Here is a 20,802-nt window from a genome sequence, read left to right as displayed (position 1 = left end):
TCCAATCTCAACGAACCACCTATCGATCGAATTTGAATTCAGCAGTTGACTCACCTTGTGGCAATAAGGAACAAAATTATTTACCTAAAATTTTACATTCAACAGTTTTTTCCAAAATCCTCCTATAGAATGCTGCAAGTGATTACTGCTTACGGGAATGTGGCATCCGCGAGTGTTTTCCCAAGAAAAGAAAAATCAGCTCTGGCTCTCAGCTGGTTTTTTGAACTACGTATAGGTTTAGGCCAGTGATAAAAGGAGCAAATCAACAAGCCACATTCCTGCCCGTTACTTCAATGAAGAAGAGAGCAGCTGCCGCGCGGCGATCTGCTCCCTGGGTGTTGTGCTATCGTCTCCCGATCGTTGAACGACTAGTACCCTCTAAATTGTTCAAGATTTAGATCGGGGTAGCTACTGACCTCAATCAAATTCCCGTCAGGGTCTGTAATATAGAAATCCTTATAAGATCCGTTTATGCCTTCTCCATGTTGGTTAATTTCACCAACTTGGTATTTTTCTGATTTTAGTTTTTCATGAAGAAGATTTAAATCTGAAGTCTGGAAACTTACTACCGGCGATACTTCTTCATCCGCTTCAAATTGGACAGGTTGTTTTATCGAAGTCTTCTTAATGAACAAAAAAGGACCGTGTTTCAATTTTAAATTGGCTGCGCTCTCCTGTTCCCAAATAACCTGAAAACCAAATACATTCTTGTACCACTCAACCGTTCTTTTTATATTGGTTGACGGCAGGTAGATTTGTACTACTTCGTTGACAATTATTTCAGTTAATTGCTCGCTCATACTCTTTATCTCTTGATCGGATTGTGTTTTTCTACTTGCTCCATAGCGGATCATATCCCTCAAATAAAATACATATTTTGAAAATATTTTAATTATAATATTGAAATAAATCGGAACATAAAAACTCCAATAATTCGTACTTATCATTGAATTGTGCATAGGCTCCGCCACCGGACGCGTCGGCTTACCTGTTTCGTACACGGGAATTTGTCGGCAAATGTTACCGGGGGACTGGGAATATCAGTCCATAGACTTTATCGAAATCGTCTCGCATTCATTGAATAATGCAAAATTTTGAAAACAATGGTTCAAGGCTGTTCGCAATTGCTTTGTTGGCTTTATGTCCTTCTCGTACCATATGTTTTTAACAACGAGCGTCCCGGATTTTCGCTCCGCGATTACCTCGGCTCGTCCGATGAGGCTTTCTCCGTATAGTAGAGGCAACACATAATAGCCGAATTTCCGTTTGATTGCAGGCGTGTAAATCTCCCAAGTGTAATCGAATCCAAACAATTCGTTGATCAGCTTTCTGTCCCATATGAAATTATCTAGTGGGGCAATCAGCTCGCAGCGCCATTTCGGCGCCGGATTTTGCAGGACGTCTTCAATAAGCGGCAAGTCCTCCACGCGGCAGTACAGTATATCCTTCATTTGATCCACGGCAACAGCAACAATGCGAGCTTCGTGCAGCAGCAGGCGGAAAACTTCGTTGCGCTGCTTCGCTTTCAATCCCCATATGTTCAGCCAGGCATCGGATGCACGATTCCATAATAGGCCAACAGCGCCGATTCGACGCAGTACCCGCCACTTATGATGCTCAAGCTCGCCCTCTAGCGGCTCCGGCGCATTCAGCAGATTTGGCTCTATGTACTTCTCAGCTAAATCGTAATACTTACGAGTTCCTTTTTTGTGATGGATAACCAACTCGCCTGTCGAGTACATCTGCTCCAGCACCGACCGGGTTGAATTGTTTCCGCTGCTCCAGTGGATGGCCGATTGCCAAGCGAAATTTCCATCCAATTTTAGATCATCCGAACTTAGCGCACCGTGATTTTGGATATGAGCCCGTACTTGCTCTATCAACGTTTCCATTTCAGGATAGCGCTTGGCATGTTGTCGGGCGGCCTGCCTGTACCGCTCAAAATACGGCCAGTCCTCGACAGGGATAATGGCCAAATTCTTGTCAGGATAATCGACAAGGCTTCTATCTTGATACAGCAACTCGGCGAGCATGTTCTTGGTAAATCCTTTGATTCGCGACTGCAGCACCAGTTCGGCGTTTTTACCGCAAACATCGATGGGATCGTATTGAATACAGCCGACCTGCCGCACAAAATCCAATACTCCCTGCTTTCCGGCAAATTGATATTCGCCCAACAGCCCGTGCTTCAATAGCAGAAATTGCCGTGCCTGGCGATTCGTCAATTGGATCATGTCCACATCGGCTCCTCCGTTGGAAGACATAAAAAACAAACGCATGTTCCCGTAAAATATTACCATTGTCTAGAGCAAAATAACAAGAGTTATTGGAATATACATTAGCACAGCGAGATTGCCTTTCGGCAGCCTCGCCCTATTTGACTGTTGTTGACCTAGCGTGCCCAGTCAGTTTAACCAATACCTGCTTAAATTTGTCTGTAAGAGGAATAATACGCTTAAGACAAATTTGAGGTGTGATCTTAATGAACGGACGAATTAATAAGAAGAAGAACAGGCTTATTTTGTACGGAGCCCTAATCTCAAACCTGACTGCGTTAGCTTATACCATGAGGAAAGCTCCCAGGAAAGATTGGATCTTTGTTTACTTATTTAATTCAGTCACGAATGTTGCCTTAGACACCATATTAGTACGAAATAAAGTTCTGGAATATCCTGTCGCAACAATCCCTTTGCTTTTTCTTAGAACTCCAAATAAAAAACCACCCTCAGAGGCGCCAAACTCTAACGGTGGTTTTTTATTGCTCAAATTTATCAGGATGGTAAGCATTAAAAAATTGGTTACGGGAACCAAAGAGCTGAATGACGTACGCACGCTGCTGTTCAGATGCCATTTTCATATTAACAGCGAAGAATTGAATTTGTTAAGAAAAAGGCACTAACGGATGAAAACGAATTTTGAGGGGGGGAGTTTGTGTGAGTGACTTGATTAAGTACCTTCAAACTAACTTTTTTGACAAAGGAAGAGGTATTGGCCTTGATACAAAAACATAACATCAAAGATAGGAACTGAACGATAGGGAAGTCAATGTGCATAAGGACATATGACTTCCTTTAACTTTTTAATAACGAGAGAGTCAGATTCGACGTTACCAAAGCGCTTTTCGAGATCCTATTCCATGATTGGGGTCGACAATCCAAGCTTCGCCTAGCCAAGTATCTTCGATTTTTAGCCAGAAAGTTTGGGGACCGAGATATCCTATCCATTTCCCGCCGACTCGTACATATCCGTTGTTTTGTCTACAACCACTTCCTTGACGTAGTCTTCTGCGATGCTCTCAGGGTAAAGTCTTATCCAACTGATTGCCCGCTTCTCTTCAGTGACCTAGTCGTGTCACCACATCGTAGGTGTGAATGTTCTCGATCATATCAAGGGTGCTCTGGGATATCTTTGGCATAGTCGCCATCCTCCTTCGTCGAATTTAGGTCGTAAAAACAAAATGACCTCTTTAAGCATCGACGCTTCAGTACACAGAGAAATCCCGTGTGTACGAGTCAATACCTAAAGAGGTCATTCTGGGTCTACAATCTACCCTACTTTTCACCCTGAGCCGCTTGGCGGGTGCACAAAAAAACAGAAAATAATATGGCAACAGTATATCATAAAGTAACAGGTATGACAAAGGAAAATCCTACACGGGAAAGCCGGTAGGATGAATCCCATATTACAGGCTACGATATTGTTATTTATCTCAAATAATTGGTATCGCTTACATTATGCGACCCTGATAGCATAGAGTTGTAACGCAATCTCTATACTCAGGAGGTATACTAATGAAAAAGAAGAAATGGATGCTTGCACTTGTCGGATTAATTCTATCGCTTTGTCTGGTTACATCCGCATCAGCTGCGTGGGTGTTCTGGGAGCCGCTCACTTATCACAATCCTAGCACCTGGGAAAAAGCGAACAATTACTCCAACGGATCCATGTTTAATTGTACGTGGAGAGCAAACAATGCCAATTTCACTAGCGGCGGACAATTGGAACTAAAGATCACAAGTCCATCCTACAACAAGTTTGATTGTGGCGAGTACCGTTCCACGAACAAATACGGCTTCGGCAAATACGAGGTCAACATGAAGCCTGCCAAGAATGTGGGTATTGTCTCCTCTTTCTTCACCTATACCGGCCCGAGTGATGGAACCCAGTGGGATGAGATCGATATCGAATTCCTTGGCAAGGACACCACGAAAGTACAATTTAATTACTATACCAATGGTGTCGGCGGTCATGAGAAGGTCGTTGACCTCGGCTTCGATGCTTCACAAGGATTTCATACGTATGCGTTTGATTGGCAGCCAGGCTCCATTAAGTGGTATGTTGATGGCGTATTGAAGCATACCGCCACCTCTAACATTCCGCAAACGCCTGGAAAGATAATGATGAATGTTTGGAATGGCACGGGCGTGGATTCCTGGCTCGGGAGTTATGACGGAAAAACTCCTCTCTATGCTTACTACGATTGGGTAAAGTATACGAGCAATTAAAACCCAAAACAAACACTCATTATCCAACTTATAGAAAACGCTCACAATATCCATCCTGACGTTCACCATAAAGACGAAGCCTGTGCCGTGCATACTGCAGAAAGGGGTGCCGATGATCTCATTCATCGGCGCTCCTTCTCTTGCATTTACTTCACCTCGTCATACCACTGATTCACTTCCTCGGTGATCTGTTCACCCCCAAGTTGTCTCCATGATCTCGTAAATTCACGGAAGGCTGCAGCCGGGAGCCGCGAATAAATGATTTGAATAAAGGTTTCCTTCTCCAACTTCTTGAGCAGTTCCCCTTTCAGTCCCATTGTTTCCGTCGGGCCCCCTCGAAACATGTCTTTCTTCGAGGCACCAGCCTGACTTAGCAGCACCTCATGAATAGGAACATCCTCAGGCACAACGTTCTTGTTCCATGCTTCCGGAATCCTCGCCCCGTCAAATGTCAAAGTATACGCAGCCACCCGTACGTACCCGCCGGGGATATCGCTGGGATTCGTCGACTCCTGACCCTCCGGTGTCCTCACCCAATCATAACCTTCGGCTAATCCGTATTTGAATTCACCGGATTGCTGTGCGTAATGATCAAACAAATAATTTTGATACGTAAAAAACAGCTCCGGATGCTTCATTTCCTTGTTGATCAGCACCGCTCCGTTGTTAAGCCGGCTGCCCCTGCGTGCAATCTTACCTCCCGGGCCGGAGGGTATCTTATATGCGGAGATCACCGCGTCCTTGTTCCTCGCCTTCATTTCACCGAGCGGCCAATATTTCATCCAGATCGGCCCGGCAACGACCCCCGCCTTGCCTGAGGCGAATTGCTCGGCGGCTCGCACCTCATCAAACCATTCGGCTTCTCTGGAGATATACCCCTCCTTCATCCACTTCTGCAATAAAGCCAAAGCGCTCTCGGCCCCCGGATCTACCGAACCGTATTCGAGCCTGCCTCCAGCTCCCACATTCCACTGTCCCGGTACGCTGCCGAACCCTCCGAAGATCCAGTTGGCATCGGCCATCCAGCTGTTCATGCCGTTCTTGAAACCGACCGCCAGCCCATATGTATCCTTGGTCTGATTGCCATCCGGATCCCCATTCGTAAACGCATTCATCACGTCGGTTAGCTCATCCAGGGTTTCCGGCGCCTTGAGGTTCAACCGATTCAGCCAGTCCTCGCGGATCCATAGCACAGGATCGGAGGAATACTCATAATCCAGAATAGGTATGGCATACTTCTTGCCGTTTCTCATGTAGGGAAACCATACGGATGGATCGGTATCCATCGCTTTCTTCCAAGACGTCGAAGCATAACGCTCGAAGAGCTCCCCCACTTCCATAAACTGACCGGAGTCGATCAATTCGTGCACAACTTCACCTCTGACGGGAAGCACATCGGGGAAGGGCCGTCCGGCAGCAAGCTCTAATCTTAGTTTGGTATCGAAAGAGTGATTCTGATTGGGAATGGTCCACAAGTAACGGATGTCGATACCAAGCCGCTTCTTTACCCAGCGGGTATGCACATTGTCCTCAAGCGTCTCGCCATTCTTGAACGTCATCTCCGGATTCACCGCTGCAGCCACGGTCATCGTTGCCGGAGGATCATATTTGTCTTTCTGCGGGTTGAATTGGACGCTCTGACCTCCGGCCGTGTCCGATGTAACCTGCATCGATTCCGACTCCTTCCCCCCACCCTGCCGGCAGCCGGAGAGAAGGAAGAGTGCCGTCATCCCAAGCAGTACAAAGCGTTTCATGTAGTATCCACTGCCTTCTACTAAGATAGGAAACCATCACTGAGTTTCCTGTATGTATTACTCCTGTTTTCAAATCTATAGTAAAATAGTGTTAATTAAATAAGTGTATTAGAATAAAAAGTGGGTGTCCAGATTGAAAATTCAGCCAAACCTATCGACCAAAATGATATTCGCTGTATTTATGATATTCCTCGTTATCTTCTTACTCTATCGGCATACGTATGGGATCAACATCGGCGTAGTCCGCGAGGAGATTCAGCGAAACAACTTAAACCAGCTGGAATTCTTCCTGAGTCAGATGGAGAACCAAATCGACCAGCTTGCCATCAGTGCTTACACACTTGAGCGCGACCCGTCCATTCAGGACTATCGCAACATCAATCATTTGAACCATCTGCTCGACGCCAATAAACTTAGAATCACGATTTTGGAGAAATTAACCCTGCAAAGTGCCAGCAGCTCGTGGCCCAACCAAATGCTGCTGCATTTCCCGTTAACGAGTGAAATCATCTCTACCGCACCTTCACTTGACAGCGATTACAGAGGGGTTACGGGACAGATTCACGGTTCATGGACCTATATCCAACACGGACGGCCTGAGCAAGGCGAATTTGTTTTTCTGGTTGCGGCCCCCCAGCTTGGCAGAGCTCCCGTCCAACATCCGAATCTCGTGATTGAGACCCGTTTCCAGGAAGACAACATACGCAAGATGCTCGATCAGTTCAAACGGTCGGGAGGAGATCCATTCTTGTTTCACCCGCAGAATGGGACGATCGCCAATCAATCCTCTCAAGCGGAACTCACCAATGAAGTCACAGCCAAGCTTAAGGAACAATCCCTCTCCTCTAAGGGTTCGCAACTGGTCCTGTTGAATCACCAGCAGTACCTCGTCAACTATGTCCAGTCAAAATCACTCGGGTGGTATTTGGTCGACTATGTTCCGCTTGAACGGGTGCTCGTCCCGATCAAGGAAGGCCGCAATTTCTTTATCGTGTCCACGGTGATGCTGCTGATCTTGGGGATCGTGCTGTCCGCTTTGCTGTACCGGAATATACAAAGACCCATATCCCTGTTCATCAAGGTAATGAACAAGTTCAAGCAAGGGGATCTCACGGCTCGCGTAATGCCTATCCGGACCTATGAATTTCGGATGTTGTATATGGGCTTCAACGAGATGGCCGATCGGATCCAGGAGCTCATTGAACGTGTATACTTGGAGCAAATCCGTTCCCAGGATGCCGTGATGAAGCAGCTCCAATCCCAAATTAATCCACATTTCCTTTACAACTGCCTGTTTTTCATCAAAAGCAAGGCGTCCGTCGGCGATATGGAGTCGATTAAGTCGATGGCCCTCAGCTTGGGCGAATACTATCGATACTTAACCCGTGTAGATACGTCCCAGACCACGTTGGGTCAGGAGTTGAAGCTGGTAATCCATTATCTGAACATACAAAACCTGCGAAAGCAGCGAATCGATCATGTTATAGACATTCCGGAGCCTCTACTGGAATTCCATATCCCGAAGCTGCTGATTCAGCCGCTTGTCGAAAACAGCATCATACATGGCATCGAACCCAAGGTTGGCAGCGGTATGATCCGTATCTGCGCGGAGCAGTCCGGAAGATGGCTGACCATCGTAATAGAGGATGACGGGGTGGGCATGGAACCTGAGCAGCTGCAGCAGCTTCGCGACAGTCTGCTGGCCCCTGCACCGAAGTCATCGGGCTACGGGTTATGGAATGTGCACCAGCGAATCCTTTTACACTTTGGCCAAGGCTCCGGACTGCAGGTGAGCGAGTCGGCCGCAGGCGGGATCCGGTTTACACTGAACATCGAGACTTAGGATTTGCATTCAACAATAAACTCAGGAGGAATAACTATGCTTACCCTATTACTGGTGGATGATGAATCCTACGTTGTAGAAGATTTGGCTGCAACGATACCGTGGAGCGAGCTGCAGATTGAAGAAGTATTCACTGCCTCCTCGGGTGCGGAAGCATTGCAAATCATGGAGCACACCGCCATCGATATCGTGGTCACCGATATTTCCATGCCGGGTATGTCCGGTATAGAGCTGGCTGAGACGATTCGCCGTCAATATAAGCGGACCAAATGCATTCTGCTTTCCGGCTATGCAGAGTTCGACTATGCACGTAAAGCGTTGTCCCACGAGGTAAGCGAATATTTGCTGAAGCCCATCAGCGATGCCGATTTTATGGCCACGATCCGGAATGTGGCAGATCAAATGCGGGATGAGTGGAAAGCCCTGGCTTCTTACGATCATGCGATCCGCACATTCGAGGAACATTTGCCCCTCTTGAAGGATAAGCTGCTTAATGAGCTCCTTCAAGGCAGGAGCACAAATTCACCGTCTCTAGCGGAACAGCTGGATAAATATCGGATTCCCTTCTTCCAAGGAGACCGGATCAGCGTCATGCTGATTCGGCTGGAGGAATTTTTTCTCAAACATGATACGGACAGCTTACTGCTGTTTGAGTATGCCATTGACAACATTGCACGGGAAACGTTCTCGGAGCAGTTTCAATTATGGTCCTGCAAGGACCTCCATGAGATGCTTGTTTATGTCGTTACCCCCAAGAGCTCTCCCTTCGATTCACCCGATACTTCTGACCATGCCTTGGAGTCTTTGGCCAGCCAGCTTCAGCGAAATGTAAACATTTATCTCGGCGGAGGCATCTCGGTCGTGACGGGCAAGTGGGGAACATTCCCTGAAGGCATTCAAGCGATTTACCAGGACTCCTTAGCGGCGCTGCGCAAGAGAATCGGCAAGGACACAGGATACTTTCTCTCCCTCTCCGGCGACCCAGAGCCTCTGTCGGTCCAAACGATTCGATCGCTGTACGAGCCGCCCACTTTGATCCATCTGTACGAATCGGGACGCTGGGATGCCTTCGAAGAGAAGCTGTACTCGATATTCAGGGAAATCCGCAGCGAGTGGAATGATTCGCAGGAGCATCTTATGGAAGCCTATACCGTGCTTTCGTCCGCTTTTTACTATATTGCCCATAAAAATGGCCGGCTATTGTCTGATATGGCAGGAGCTCCGCTTCCTCCCGAGCATCTCAGATCGATCCAGCTGGTCGAAGAGTGGACTTTCCGCATGGTGAGCGGGATCCGAAAAGAACTGGAGTTCGAGGTCAAGCATTCCAAAAGCGCTCTCGTCCAAACCATTCATCAGTTTGTGGAAGCCCATCTGTCGACCGTTACTCTGCAGACGATTGCCGCCCAAGTCTCACTCCACCCCGCTTATTTGTCCAAGGTTTATAAAACGGAAACCGGACAAAGCATCAGTGAGCTGATCTACAATGCCAAGATGGACAAAGCCGCTTATCTCCTCAAGAACTTCAGTGATAAAATTTATGAAATCTCATCGGAGCTCGGGTATTCCAATGCGCATTACTTTATCAAAGTGTTCAAAGAACGATACGGGGTAACACCCCAGGAATATCGCGACCAAGTTTGACAAAACGATCCTTTTGCAAAGTCATCATTTCCGACATTCGAACATAGGCAAAAGCCCCCCGAAACCCGGAGGGCTTTAGCATGATCCCCTGTTTCAAATCAGATGTGGTTTACTGTCACATTGAAGGCCCGTTATTCACCAAGCGGATATCATCAATATATACAGACAATCCGCCCGAATCGCCTCCGTCGATGTTCCCCAGCTCAAGACTAACACGGCCGCTGTGATTCGTGGGCTGCCGTACATCGAAATTCACGGTGTGCGTCTGCGCCTCAGCTGTCAGATCGATGATCTCGGAATGGTAACCCGTCCATACATAGTCGGGGGCTCCGCTCAGCCGGCCGGTGCTCACATTCATTTTCCTCGGCGTCTTGGTTGTTCGGGCTTTGAAGGTAAGTGTATAATTGTATCCTTCCTGAAAAGCAACGCCCTCCAGGAAGACCTGCCGATCCCACGGATTGCTGCCCGGCGTGCCTATGTCGATCTTCAGCTGTTCCTCCGCAGCAGATACCATAAGCTGATCTGCTTCCGGCGAGTAAGAAGCCCAGCCGGATGTCCCTTGAGAGAAATCCGAATTCGGCAGCAGATTGATACCTTGAGGCTGGATAGCGGCCCGTTCCTTCAACACCACATTGTCGATATAGACGGCATGCGAGACGGAGATGGCGCCGGTCTGTCCAAGCGCAAACTGAAAGAGGGCACTCGGATCGGAGTCATGCTGCATTATAAAAGCATCTTCTACATGCTGCTGCGTGCCGTCCAGATGGATCATGTTCTCATAATAAGGCGTCCAAACGTTATCCTGGGTACCGTCATGCTGGATTACCACCAGTATGTTCCGCTCCATCGTGGAATACACATCAAAGCTCACGGTATAGGACCGGCCCTTAAGGAGCGATCTGCCTGGCTGCTTCACTTGAATGTTCCACTCTTCCGTACCCGGGTCGGAGATGCTGACCTGAAGTTTCCCATCCTTAGCTTCAGCGAAGGACGGGCTTACACCCGGCAGCCAATCCGCTTCGAAGTAATCCCACCCCTGCAGACCCTCATCGAAGCCGCCATTGTCGATCAGGGAGGGGCTCAGCTCCACCCAATCGGTGTTGAATTTGTCACCTGAGATCTCCAGGTAATACACGCCCGGAGTCAAGTGAACCTGCCCCAGGTCCATCGTGCGGTAAGTATCCCACCCGCCTGTGCGGCCGATACCATAGTCCTGTGTGCCCATTACCTTCCGGTTGGCATCGCGCCACGTCAGTCTGGCGAAGGATTCGCCTATATCGCTGGCGAGCCGGGATTGAACAAGATACTTACCAGCCTGCGAGACATTCAGTTTGAATTCAAAATAATCCCCTGTATCCAGATAGCCGACAGTCCCGTCTGCGCCCACCTGAATCCCCTGCATTCCCCAGTATTGGTCAGCTTCCATATGCGTCCATCCGTTCACTTCAGTAGGAATTCCCCGTTTCACAAGCCGGACGTTATCCAGATAGACACTGCCAAGGGCGTTCCCGAGCAGTAATTCAAGCTTGGCATTCAAGGGACCGTCTAAATCGGCTGTGGCAAAGTCGAACTGGTAGTTCTTCATCTCCGGAGTCAGCTCCAGCTTTCTTTCGCTTAGGAATACGATGTTTTGCGGGTCAACCGCTTTCATATTCCATTCCATGGAACGCGGAGATTCTGCCCTTGCGCTGAACATGACACTATACGCAGACGCTTTGTCCAGAGACAGGTTGTTCTGACTTACAGCCACAGAGGATGCATGAGGCCCTTCTTTTTTGACGTCCACCTTAAGCTCTCTAACCAGGTGGGAGCCGAGCCACCCGTTCGTGACCCCAAAGTCTGCTTCTGCGCCATCCACGGTAAGAAAGTCCCAGAACATCTTCCGGTCGTCGCCCTGATCGAAGGTGCCGTTATAGATATAATTGCCGTCCGGCAGCACTTCCTTTACCGGATTCGGATCCGGCGCTTCCGTTTGGGTGAGCTTCACGTTGCTGATCCAAACCGGCCGTGTCCCGGCCTTCCCCAGGTTGAATTCCAGACGCGCGCTGCCGTCAGTCTCTGCTTTCATCTCGAAATCATACGTATAACGCTGAAGCTCGGAGTTCAGCACGACGCTCTGATCGTCCAAATACCTTGTGTAGCTCCGCTCGGGTCCCGAAATGCCTGTCACCATGGTGCGTTCCCCGTCTGATCTGGCATCGAAAGTCAGCCGGTAAGACGCCCCCTTCTCCAAAGGAATTTGCGGCTGAACGAATTGAACCGCATAGGTTTGGCTGCCTTCCTGACCGATCGTGATTCTGGCTGCACCCTGATCCACCGCTACGTCTCCGGTGCCGCCGAACAGGTCTGCCGGCGGGGCAAACGGCTGGAACTGCCATGCATCCAATCCGTTCTCGAAACGGCCATTTATTATATAGTTTCCATCCGCAGCAGGCTCCCGCAGCACCACCTCATGCTTCGGGCGAGTTCCCGCACTGCGATACATCCCATCGAGCTCATATACTCTTACATAATCGACGAGCATCCGCTGCGGGAATGTTGTGGTCGCATCCGGATTCCCGGGCCAGTTCCCACCGACGGCCAGATTCAACTGCATATAGAAGTCGCGGTCGAAGGGTGCAGGATACGTATACGCTGCCGCCTCATTGCTATTGTGGGAGAACCAGTCGTTCATCCTGCTGTAGAGGATACCGTCTACATAATGCCGGATCTCGCCCGGCTCCCATTCGATGGCGAATACATGATAGTCGTCATCAAAGCCTTTATTTCCGGGCAAGATGTACGAAGCCTGGGTTTCCTCTTTAGGCTTGCCGTAGTGAAGCGTTCCGAAGATTTGGCCCGGCCGATGCCCGAGCAGCTCCATGATATCGATCTCGCCTGACGACGGCCAAGGGCCATAGAGGGTCTCATCCGCCGGCATCATCCAGATCGCAGGCCAGATACCCTGCCCTGCCGGCAGCTTGGCGCGGATCTCATATCGGCCATACGTCCATTCGCCTTTTCCTTGGGATGTGAGCTTGGAAGAGGTGTATGGGCTCCCTCCGAAGGATTCCTCGCGGGCTTCAATCACCAGGCTGCCGTCCTCCACGCGTGCGTTCTCGGGACGGTTCGTGTAGTTCTGAAGCTCATTATTCCCGTACCCGCCGCCGCCCTCGATGAAGTTCCACTTGGCGGGATCTATGCCCGGCTGGTCGAATTCATCCGCCCACCTGAGCTTCCATGCTTCAGCAGCGATCTGATCAGCCCCCAGTTCGATGAGCCGGTATCCCATCACCCTCTGGTTCGAATCCAATTCATACAGCCCAATATATTTATTGGTTACCGCGTCGACACCGCTAATGTCCGAGCCGGGCACATAAGGGTTATGCACCGTCCGGTCCGCAGGTGCCTTGTCTCCCGCTGCCGGCTGGGGTAAGACTTCATGGCTTACCTTGACGGCAAGGTGACGGCCCTCACCCGCAAGCGCGTCGATCCGGGTGGTTCCGTGAAGCTTACCCGCCTGCACCGTGTAGGCGAGTCCCTGATCACTGTCATCATCGCCGTCACCGGGATCACTGCCCCCGCCGCTGTCATCGTTGCCGCCTCCGGGATCGCTGCCTCCGCCGCTGTCATCGTCGCCTTCTCCCGGCTCGCTGCCTCCGCCGCTGCCATCATCGCCATCACCGGGATCGCTGCCTCCGCTTCCAGGGCTGTTGTTCCCGCCTTGTGGCTTCACATCCTTCCATGATGCGCCTTTGGCGATCATCTTCCCGTTTAGTGATACGCCATCAGCGTCGACCAACAAGCTTCGGAGCGCTCCTGCGGACTCCACTTTCGTCCCTTTCGCGCCCTCAAGAATATGCAGTTCGCCGATGGTCGATCCGGCCGTCACCACGACATGGCTGTCAGCCGACGCGACTTCTACACGTCCGAAGCTGCCGGACAGTGTAACCGTGTCATTCGGCCCTTCGGTATGTATGAGCACATCCTTCATGCCTGAAGAAACGGCCTCTACAAGCGCTTCCGACCGCACCTCCAACCTCTCTACAGTCGTAGTACCTGCCGCAGTTACACGGATTTCTTGCTCCTGCTTTTTGATTACTACGGTACCAAAAGTGGAATCAGTCAGCTGCACGCTGCCCCCTCCACCTATATGTGTAACCCCTTTCACTTGAACGCGCTCCAGGACCACGTCTCCGCCGCCAAGACCTTCGGTCAAATATAACCGTCCGGCAATCGCTGCGTCCGAGAGCTTGATGCCTGGCGCATTCACGATGGCGTTCGGCATGCTTTCCGCTTTGCCGTATGTGCCCTGCTTATGGAATACCTCCCCGGTTAGACGCTTAAGAAGACTTACGGTTTCGGCACGCGTAATGGGCTCTTGAGGCCGGAAGGTCCCGTCCGGATAGCCTGTGATTGAGCCTTCCGCCAGCATGGCTTCCGCCGCATTGCGAGCAAATCCGCTGATCCGGTCTGCATCCGGATACGGGAGCATCGTCCCCTCCCCATCATGCCTTGCTTCCAGCCTGAACATCCTGGCGGCAAGAACGGCGGCCTCCTCTCGGGTAATCGGCGCATTCGGCCGGAAGGTGTTGTCCGGGTACCCCGATACGTATCCTTGCCGCAGCGCTGCAGTGACCGTCTCCTTGTACCAAGCGTCCGCTTCGATATCAGTGAAGGCTGCCTGTCCGCCGGATGCACTTATACGGAATCCGAACAGTCTTTGGAGCACGGACACGAATTCCGCCCTCGTGATAGGCGCGTCTGGCCGAAAGGTTCCATCTGGATACCCTTCAAGCACCTTAGCATCGACCCACTTGACCACTTCGGCTGCCGACCAATGCTGACTCAAATCCAACAATTCCGCCTCATGACTGCCTGGAACCGGTGGGTTCGCAAGAATACCGCCTGCCGCTTGTCCCCATAAGGTCAAAACCGACAGTCCAATAACCAGTGCTTTCCTCATTTTCATCGTATCCAACTCCTTATGTATGAACGTCCTGCTCCTGATGAATATGCGCCTAAGCGGCCGAGGCAGGCACCGGATACCGCTTGTACCTTGCGGAGGACCCTAAGCCCGCCATCCACCTCGTTCCTTATGCATCCTTAAGGCGCTTACCCGGTCACGGATGCCGGTGCTTCCTGACGACCGTTCTCAGTGATGCTCATCTTGCTGGCAGAGCATTGGAATGGATGAGCTCCTTAAACCATAACGCGCTTTGCTTGGGCGTCCGGATCTGGGTCTCATAATCCACATGAACAATGCCGAACCGCTTGGAGTATCCGTAAGCCCACTCGTAATTATCCATGAACGACCAGCAGTAATATCCTTTCAGCGGTCCGCCCTCCAAAATAAACCGGTGTGCAGCCTCCAAATGCCGATGGTAATACTCTACCCGCTCCCCGTCGTTCACCGAGCCGTCGCAGAGCTCATCGGCATAAGCGGCTCCGTTCTCCGTGATATAAATCGGCAGTTCGGTGTATTCGCGGGATACCTTCCGCAACAGATGATACAGCCCGTCGGGGTATACCTCCCAATCCATATCTGTGTGCGGATTCTCTCCTTTAACGTGAGCCAAACCGAAAGCTCTATCCTCCGGATTGGCACGAATCAATTGGCGGGTATAGTAATTGATTCCCACAAAGTCATTGGGTGTGGAAATCGTCGTGAAATCACCCGGTTTTATGAATTCATAGGTAACGCCTAGGTCAGCAAAACGGGACATCATGTCTTCTGGATAGCTACCGCGAAACACGGGATCCAGGAACCAGCGATTCGTGAACCCGTCGGCGACTTGAGCTGCCCTTTGATCCTCTTCCGATGGAGAAGCTGCATCGACGTGGCTCAGATTGAGTGTGATGCCGATCTGCCCTTGAAGACCTGCTGCACGGTAAGCCTGTACCGCTCTGCCGTGGGACAGCAGAAGATGGTGGGCAGCCGTTAACGCTTCATTCCAATCCTCATGCCCAGGGGCATGCACGCCCATGCCGTAGCCCAGGAATGCGGCGCACCAAGGCTCGTTATGAGTGATCCACATCGGTACGGCGTCTCCGAGCCTTCGGTATAAGGTGTCGGCATATTCTTCAAAATGCGCTACCGTGTCCCGGCTGAGCCATCCCCCCTGTTCATACAGCCACAACGGGAGATCCCAATGATACATCGTCACCGACGGCTTGATGTTATGCTTGTGCAGCTGCTCCAGCAGACGCAGATAGAAGTCGATACCCTTCTCACCCAGCTTCCCCTTCTCCGGGAATATACGGGGCCAGGCTACGGAGAACCGGTACGACTGGAAACCAAGCTCACCCATCAAGGAAATATCCTCTGGATAGCGGTGGTAATGGTCGCACGCCACACTTCCGTTATGCCCCCCGTGTACCTTTCCCGGAATTGCCGCAAACATGTCCCATATGCAGGGCGTTCGCCCATCCTCGCTTCCCGCACCTTCGATTTGATACGCTGCCGTAGCCGTCCCCCACGTAAAGTCAGAAGGAAATAGCTTATTGTTCATGTCTGTCAACCTCACTTTTGGAATTGTATAAGGCTCGCTCAAGGGTTCACTACCCCTTGACCGCACCTGCCGTCATACCCCGAATGAAATATTTCTGTGTCAAAAAGAACGTGATGATGACCGGAATAGTCACTACGGTAGCCGCCGACATCAGCAGATCATATCGATTCTGATATTGTCCGACGAACAGCCGGATACCCACGGGAATCGTTTGTACGTCCGGACTTGTCGTAAGAACCCAAGCAAACAGCAGCTCATCCCAAGCGGTAAGGAAGATATAGATGCAGGTGGCAATCATGCCGGGAACCGACAAGGGCAGAATCACCTTCACGAAGGCCTGGAACCGGGTACAGCCGTCAATCAGTGCCGATTCCTCCAGATCGTTCGGGATTGCTACGAAGAAGCTTCGCATAATCCAAATACTCATCGGTGTATAGAAAGCTGTGTAGACAAGAATCATACCCCAATAGGTATTGATCATAGGAATGCCGAGTACTTCTTTCAATCCCAGGAACATGAGGTAGATCGGGAGCAGGAACATAATGCCTGGAATCATCTGCGTCGAGATAATACCCATTTCAAGTGTTTTGGATCCGAAAAACCGGTATTTGGCAAGCGCATAGCCAGCCATCACGGCGAAGGAGCTGGCGAGCAGCATCGTGACCGTACAGATAATGAGGCTGTTTTTGAAAAAGTTGAAGAAATCAATGTTAATCCACATATCCCGGTAATTCTCCCACTTGGGGTCCACGAGCTTAAAGCTTGTAATTCCCCGGAGAATGTCCTCATTCGAATGCAGGGAAGCAAAGACCATATAAAAAATAGGGAAAATGGTGAACAGCACGATTATCCAGGTGAATGTGGTCAAAGAACCGTTCAGAATAAAACGGGATTGCTGCTTGCTCATTATGTATTCAACTCCGATCTGAAGACTCGATACCAGATGCCGACAATGACAAACATAATAAGCATCAGCATGAACGAGGCGGCGGAACCGCTTCCGAAGGCCCAGTACCCGAAAGTCTGGCGGGTCATCGCCGTCATCACCAGATCGCCCCACTCTCCGGGGTAACCTGAACCGTTGCCGAACATCATGGCTACAATGTTATAGGAATACACATTGTAAATGATTTGGAACAAGAGCTGAACGGCGATGATCGGTTTCAGCAAAGGCAGGGTAATGCTCATAAACTGCCTGAACTTGTTCGCTCCGTCGATCTCTGCCGCTTCGTAGAGCTCATCGGATATCGTCTGCAGACCGGCCAGGAAGACGATCATCAGAAACGGCCAACTGCGCCATACGGTCGGAATGATAATGGCCCATAACGTGTTGGATCCGATCAACCAGAATGGCTTGTCATCCAGCAGATGCAGCACATCCACCAGAACATAATTGATAATCCCTTCTTTCTGCCACATAAATCCCCATAGGATACCGACCACATAGGAGGGAACCACCCAAGGCAGCAGCAGAGCGGTTCGCGCAATCGCTCTTCCCGGAAACGCGCGGTTCATCAGCATCGCCGTCCCAAGTCCGCAGGCCATCACAGCGATCGTGACGACGACCGTGTAAATCGCCGTATTCCGGAGAGCATACTGCATTCCCTGACGAACCGGATTGCTCGTATTAAAGAGCAGCTCCGTATAGTTATGCATACCGACGAACGGCGCTTTCAAATATTGGTTAAGCGTAAACTGGTTGAGCTTGAGCAGAGACATCCAGATCCCCTGCAGCATAGGCCATAAATGTACAGCCAACATAAAGAGAATCGTCGGCAGGACCAAGGCGTAGGCGAATCGATTTTTTCTGAAATCATGGAGAATGATCGCAAATTTCTGGTTATCATCTCCTGAAGAACCGGTTGCAGGCTGCATAACATATCTCCTTCTTCGATGAGTGTGCCATCAGGTATTACGCCAGACGGCACACTACTCCATTGTCTGTACCAAGCGGATTACTGGTTGAGAATTCCGTTCACTTCGCGGGCGGCATCGTCAAGCTGCTGTTTCACCGCTTCCTTGCTGTACGTACCTTTCACACCAGCCACGATATCCCAAATATTGCCGAAATACTTGACAAGGGCCGTTTCCATGGGACCCCACTGTGGAATCGACGGGTAGGATTTGCCGTATTTGGCCGCTTCGGCGAAAGAGGCAAATCCCGGGTCCTTGGTAAGCTCCTCCGATTGAATTACTTTGGCCTTGGCAGGCAAGAACCCGGTCAGCTTGGCGTAAGACAATTGAGCCTCGTCGGTAGAGAGGAATTGGATGACATCCCAGGCGGCATCCTTGTTCTTGGAACCTTTAAACACCGTCAAATTGCTTCCTCCAATGAAGGTTGCTCTCTCCTTCGGACCGGCAGGCAGCGGGGCTACGCCATAGTTTTGGGCTGCCAGCTTCTCGGCCATCCCGCCGGCATCCGTCGGCGTGGTAAAGTTTTTCACCATCCAAGGACCTGCAAAAAGAACCGCTGATCTTCCGTCGGCAAAGTCCGATTCCACTTGGGCCGAGTTTTTCTCCAGGGATGTCTTATCCACTAAGCCATCCTGCACAAGGCCTGTGTAATACAGGATGCCTTCCAAGGCCTTCTCGTCATTGAAAGCGGCTGCCTTATTGTCCATGGTCAGCACGGTGCCACCAGCGCCCCAAATCCACGGGAACAGGTTATGCGGCACATTCCAATCATTCTTGCCCGGTATGCCCAGGGCGCTCATCTTCTGATCCCCGATTTGAACTCCGTTCACTTTCTTTAACGCTTCCCTGAATGAATCCCACGTTTCGAATGCCGTTGCCGGATCGACTCCCGCCTTCTTAAAAGCGTCCGTGCGGTAGAAAATCGCACGTGCATCCACAAACCAGGGAACACCATATATTTTGTCGCTGCCTTCAATCTTGGTTGTCTTCCAGCTTGCTGGCAGATAGGCCTCTTCGCCGCCGATCTCCTTCACCCTGCCGGTAATGTCTTCTATCCCATTCATTGAAGCGATCGCCGGAACCCAGGATGTGCCCAGCTGAAGCAGGTCGGGACCCTCCCCGCTGGTTGCGGCTGTCGTTATTTTGGTCCATGCCGAGCCCCAATCCAACACCGTTACTTTCAGGGTCACGTGTTTATTCTGGTCCAAGTAAGGCTTCAATGTTGTCAAAAAATCCTGATCGGGCTTCGGACTGTTCGGCATGATCCAGGCATTCAGAGTAACCGGCTTGTCTTTGCCGTTTTGCTCTGCAGCTGCCGGTCCGGTGTCTGAAGCAGGCGTGCTCGAGGAACAACCCGCGAACACCATGGATGCTGTTACCATTGCTGCCAATACGGAAGTCGGTGCTTTTTTCAAGAAAAACTCCCCCTGTATGTTCATAAATTTGATGATATTTCCGTAACCGGTTTCGACGAAGGAATCAGACAGGCGACGCTTTCCCGTATAACCAGTTCAGTCGGGATAGTCAGGATCGGCGGGTGCGACTGCGCGCAATCCATCATGTCAAATAGAGCCTGCGCCGCCCTCCTTCCGATTTCTTCCCGGTTCTGGCGGATTGTGGTTAGCCCAGGTCTCAGGTACTTCAGTATGGCAATGTCGTCAAATCCGATAATCGAGATATCCTGTCCAACGACAAGCGCGGCCATAGAGAGCGCCTCCATGGCGCCAAGAGCCATGGTATCCGATGCGCAGAAGAGAGCGGATGGCAGCTTCTCCAGGCTGAGAAGGCGCTGTGCCGCCTCGTAACCTCCCTGTTCGCTGAAATCGGAATGAAGGGTCCATTCGGACGGATAAGGCAACCCATGCTTGTTCATTGCCTGCTGATAACCGATCAAGCGATCCAGCCCCGGCTTGCTGTTATAGATGTCGGCAAAGAAGGCGATGTCCCGGTGACCATTTTCCACGAAATGATCAATGGCAAGAATGGCGCCCCCCACATTATCGGAAGTCAGAAATCCAGTGCGTGGACCATATAAATCCATGTCGATCGAAATACAGGGAATTTGACTTTTAATGATCGCCGACACATTGGGATCCGTCTTCGATATACCGAAGAGCAGCACGCCGTCGACATCTCTTCGCCTGGCTCTGGCCTCATAGTTATCCATGCTTTCGGCACTGTAATTCGCAAACAGAAGCAAGTCATATCCCTTCTCGCCTGCCACCACCTCGAAGCTACTCAGCACGTCCTGAAGAAACGGATGCTTTAATCCTGTCAGGAGATGATCCTGTAAAAATACGCCGATCAGCTGAGAGCTTTTGGTCGCCAGTCCCCTGGCTGTCGCATTCGGCCGAAAATCGAGCTCAGCCATGATGCTTTTCACATTCTGCCTTGTTTTCTCACTAACATCCCTGTGCTCGTTGATCACCCGGGACACCGTTGCGGAAGATACACCCGCTCTCTTGGCAATATCGTAAATCGTCGTCACTCTTGATCCTCCTAAGACACTGTAACCGGTTACGATGTTGTTGGCTTCTTCATTATATTCCGCAGGCTGTCCCCTCTTAAATAACAAATAGAAAGCTTAAATAACAACATTTTAAGTTGCATTGCTAAAAAAGCTCACCAAAGTGGACAGTAAATAGAAGCCATTG

General features: G+C 50.5%; 12 protein-coding genes. 3 read left to right on the top strand and 9 right to left on the bottom strand.

Going from position 1 to position 20,802, the window contains the following annotated elements; genetic code table 11:
• Positions 1-368 precede the first annotated feature (368 nt).
• Together PM3016_RS06420 and PM3016_RS06415 are read right to left on the bottom strand one after the other, a co-directional pair.
• The gene (locus PM3016_RS06420) at positions 369-800 is read right to left on the bottom strand and encodes a VOC family protein (protein ID WP_236628759.1); all 432 of its coding nucleotides are present in this window, start codon (positions 798-800) and stop codon (positions 369-371) included.
• A gap of 240 nt (positions 801-1,040) precedes the next feature.
• Positions 1,041-2,234 (bottom strand): winged helix-turn-helix domain-containing protein, encoded by a 1,194-nt coding sequence (locus PM3016_RS06415; RefSeq protein ID WP_014368822.1) that lies wholly within the window; start codon positions 2,232-2,234, stop codon positions 1,041-1,043.
• 1,557 nt (positions 2,235-3,791) lie between these two features.
• Here PM3016_RS06415 and bglS point away from each other — a divergent pair.
• Positions 3,792-4,505 carry a beta-glucanase gene (bglS, locus tag PM3016_RS06405; RefSeq protein ID WP_014368820.1) on the top strand — a complete coding sequence of 238 codons (714 nt, stop codon included), beginning with the start codon at positions 3,792-3,794 and terminating at the stop codon, positions 4,503-4,505.
• A 146-nt stretch (positions 4,506-4,651) separates the two neighbouring features.
• Here the strand turns inward: bglS and PM3016_RS06400 are convergent, their stop codons facing one another.
• Positions 4,652-6,259 (bottom strand): extracellular solute-binding protein, encoded by a 1,608-nt coding sequence (locus PM3016_RS06400; RefSeq protein WP_014368819.1) that lies wholly within the window; start codon positions 6,257-6,259, stop codon positions 4,652-4,654.
• A gap of 133 nt (positions 6,260-6,392) precedes the next feature.
• Between PM3016_RS06400 and PM3016_RS06395 the strand changes: the two genes are divergently transcribed.
• Positions 6,393-8,102 carry a cache domain-containing sensor histidine kinase gene (locus PM3016_RS06395; RefSeq protein WP_014649561.1) on the top strand — a complete coding sequence of 570 codons (1,710 nt, stop codon included), beginning with the start codon at positions 6,393-6,395 and terminating at the stop codon, positions 8,100-8,102.
• A 3-nt stretch (positions 8,103-8,105) separates the two neighbouring features.
• Positions 8,106-9,743, top strand: a complete 1,638-nt coding sequence (locus tag PM3016_RS06390) for a response regulator (RefSeq protein WP_238540455.1) — start codon at positions 8,106-8,108, stop codon at positions 9,741-9,743.
• Positions 9,744-9,858: 115 nt separating this feature from the next.
• Here PM3016_RS06390 and PM3016_RS06385 read toward each other — a convergent pair whose 3' ends face one another.
• The 6 genes from PM3016_RS06385 to PM3016_RS06360 all read right to left on the bottom strand — a co-directional run bounded on the left by PM3016_RS06385 (position 9,859) and on the right by PM3016_RS06360 (position 20,636).
• The gene (locus tag PM3016_RS06385) at positions 9,859-14,694 is read right to left on the bottom strand and encodes a carbohydrate binding domain-containing protein (RefSeq protein WP_014368816.1); all 4,836 of its coding nucleotides are present in this window, start codon (positions 14,692-14,694) and stop codon (positions 9,859-9,861) included.
• A gap of 193 nt (positions 14,695-14,887) precedes the next feature.
• Complete coding sequence (locus PM3016_RS06380) at positions 14,888-16,234, bottom strand: GH1 family beta-glucosidase (protein WP_014368815.1); 1,347 nt, start codon at positions 16,232-16,234, stop codon at positions 14,888-14,890.
• A 49-nt stretch (positions 16,235-16,283) separates the two neighbouring features.
• Positions 16,284-17,141: a carbohydrate ABC transporter permease gene (locus tag PM3016_RS06375; protein WP_014368814.1), complete on the bottom strand. Its 858-nt coding sequence runs from the start codon at positions 17,139-17,141 to the stop codon at positions 16,284-16,286.
• Positions 17,141-18,109: a carbohydrate ABC transporter permease gene (locus PM3016_RS06370; RefSeq protein WP_014368813.1), complete on the bottom strand. Its 969-nt coding sequence runs from the start codon at positions 18,107-18,109 to the stop codon at positions 17,141-17,143. Before PM3016_RS06370 ends, PM3016_RS06375 begins: the two co-directional genes overlap by 1 nt.
• Positions 18,110-18,189: 80 nt before the next feature.
• Positions 18,190-19,563 (bottom strand): sugar ABC transporter substrate-binding protein, encoded by a 1,374-nt coding sequence (locus PM3016_RS06365; RefSeq protein ID WP_238540454.1) that lies wholly within the window; start codon positions 19,561-19,563, stop codon positions 18,190-18,192.
• A gap of 20 nt (positions 19,564-19,583) precedes the next feature.
• Positions 19,584-20,636, bottom strand: a complete 1,053-nt coding sequence (locus PM3016_RS06360; RefSeq protein WP_013917553.1) for a LacI family DNA-binding transcriptional regulator — start codon at positions 20,634-20,636, stop codon at positions 19,584-19,586.
• Positions 20,637-20,802: the final 166 nt, after the last annotated feature.

Origin of the sequence: Paenibacillus mucilaginosus 3016, from assembly GCF_000250655.1 — a bacterium.
GTDB lineage: Bacteria > Bacillota > Bacilli > Paenibacillales > NBRC-103111 > Paenibacillus_G > Paenibacillus_G mucilaginosus.
Note: the sequence above shows the minus strand (reverse complement) of the source record. Positions and strands in the feature narration are given on the sequence as shown.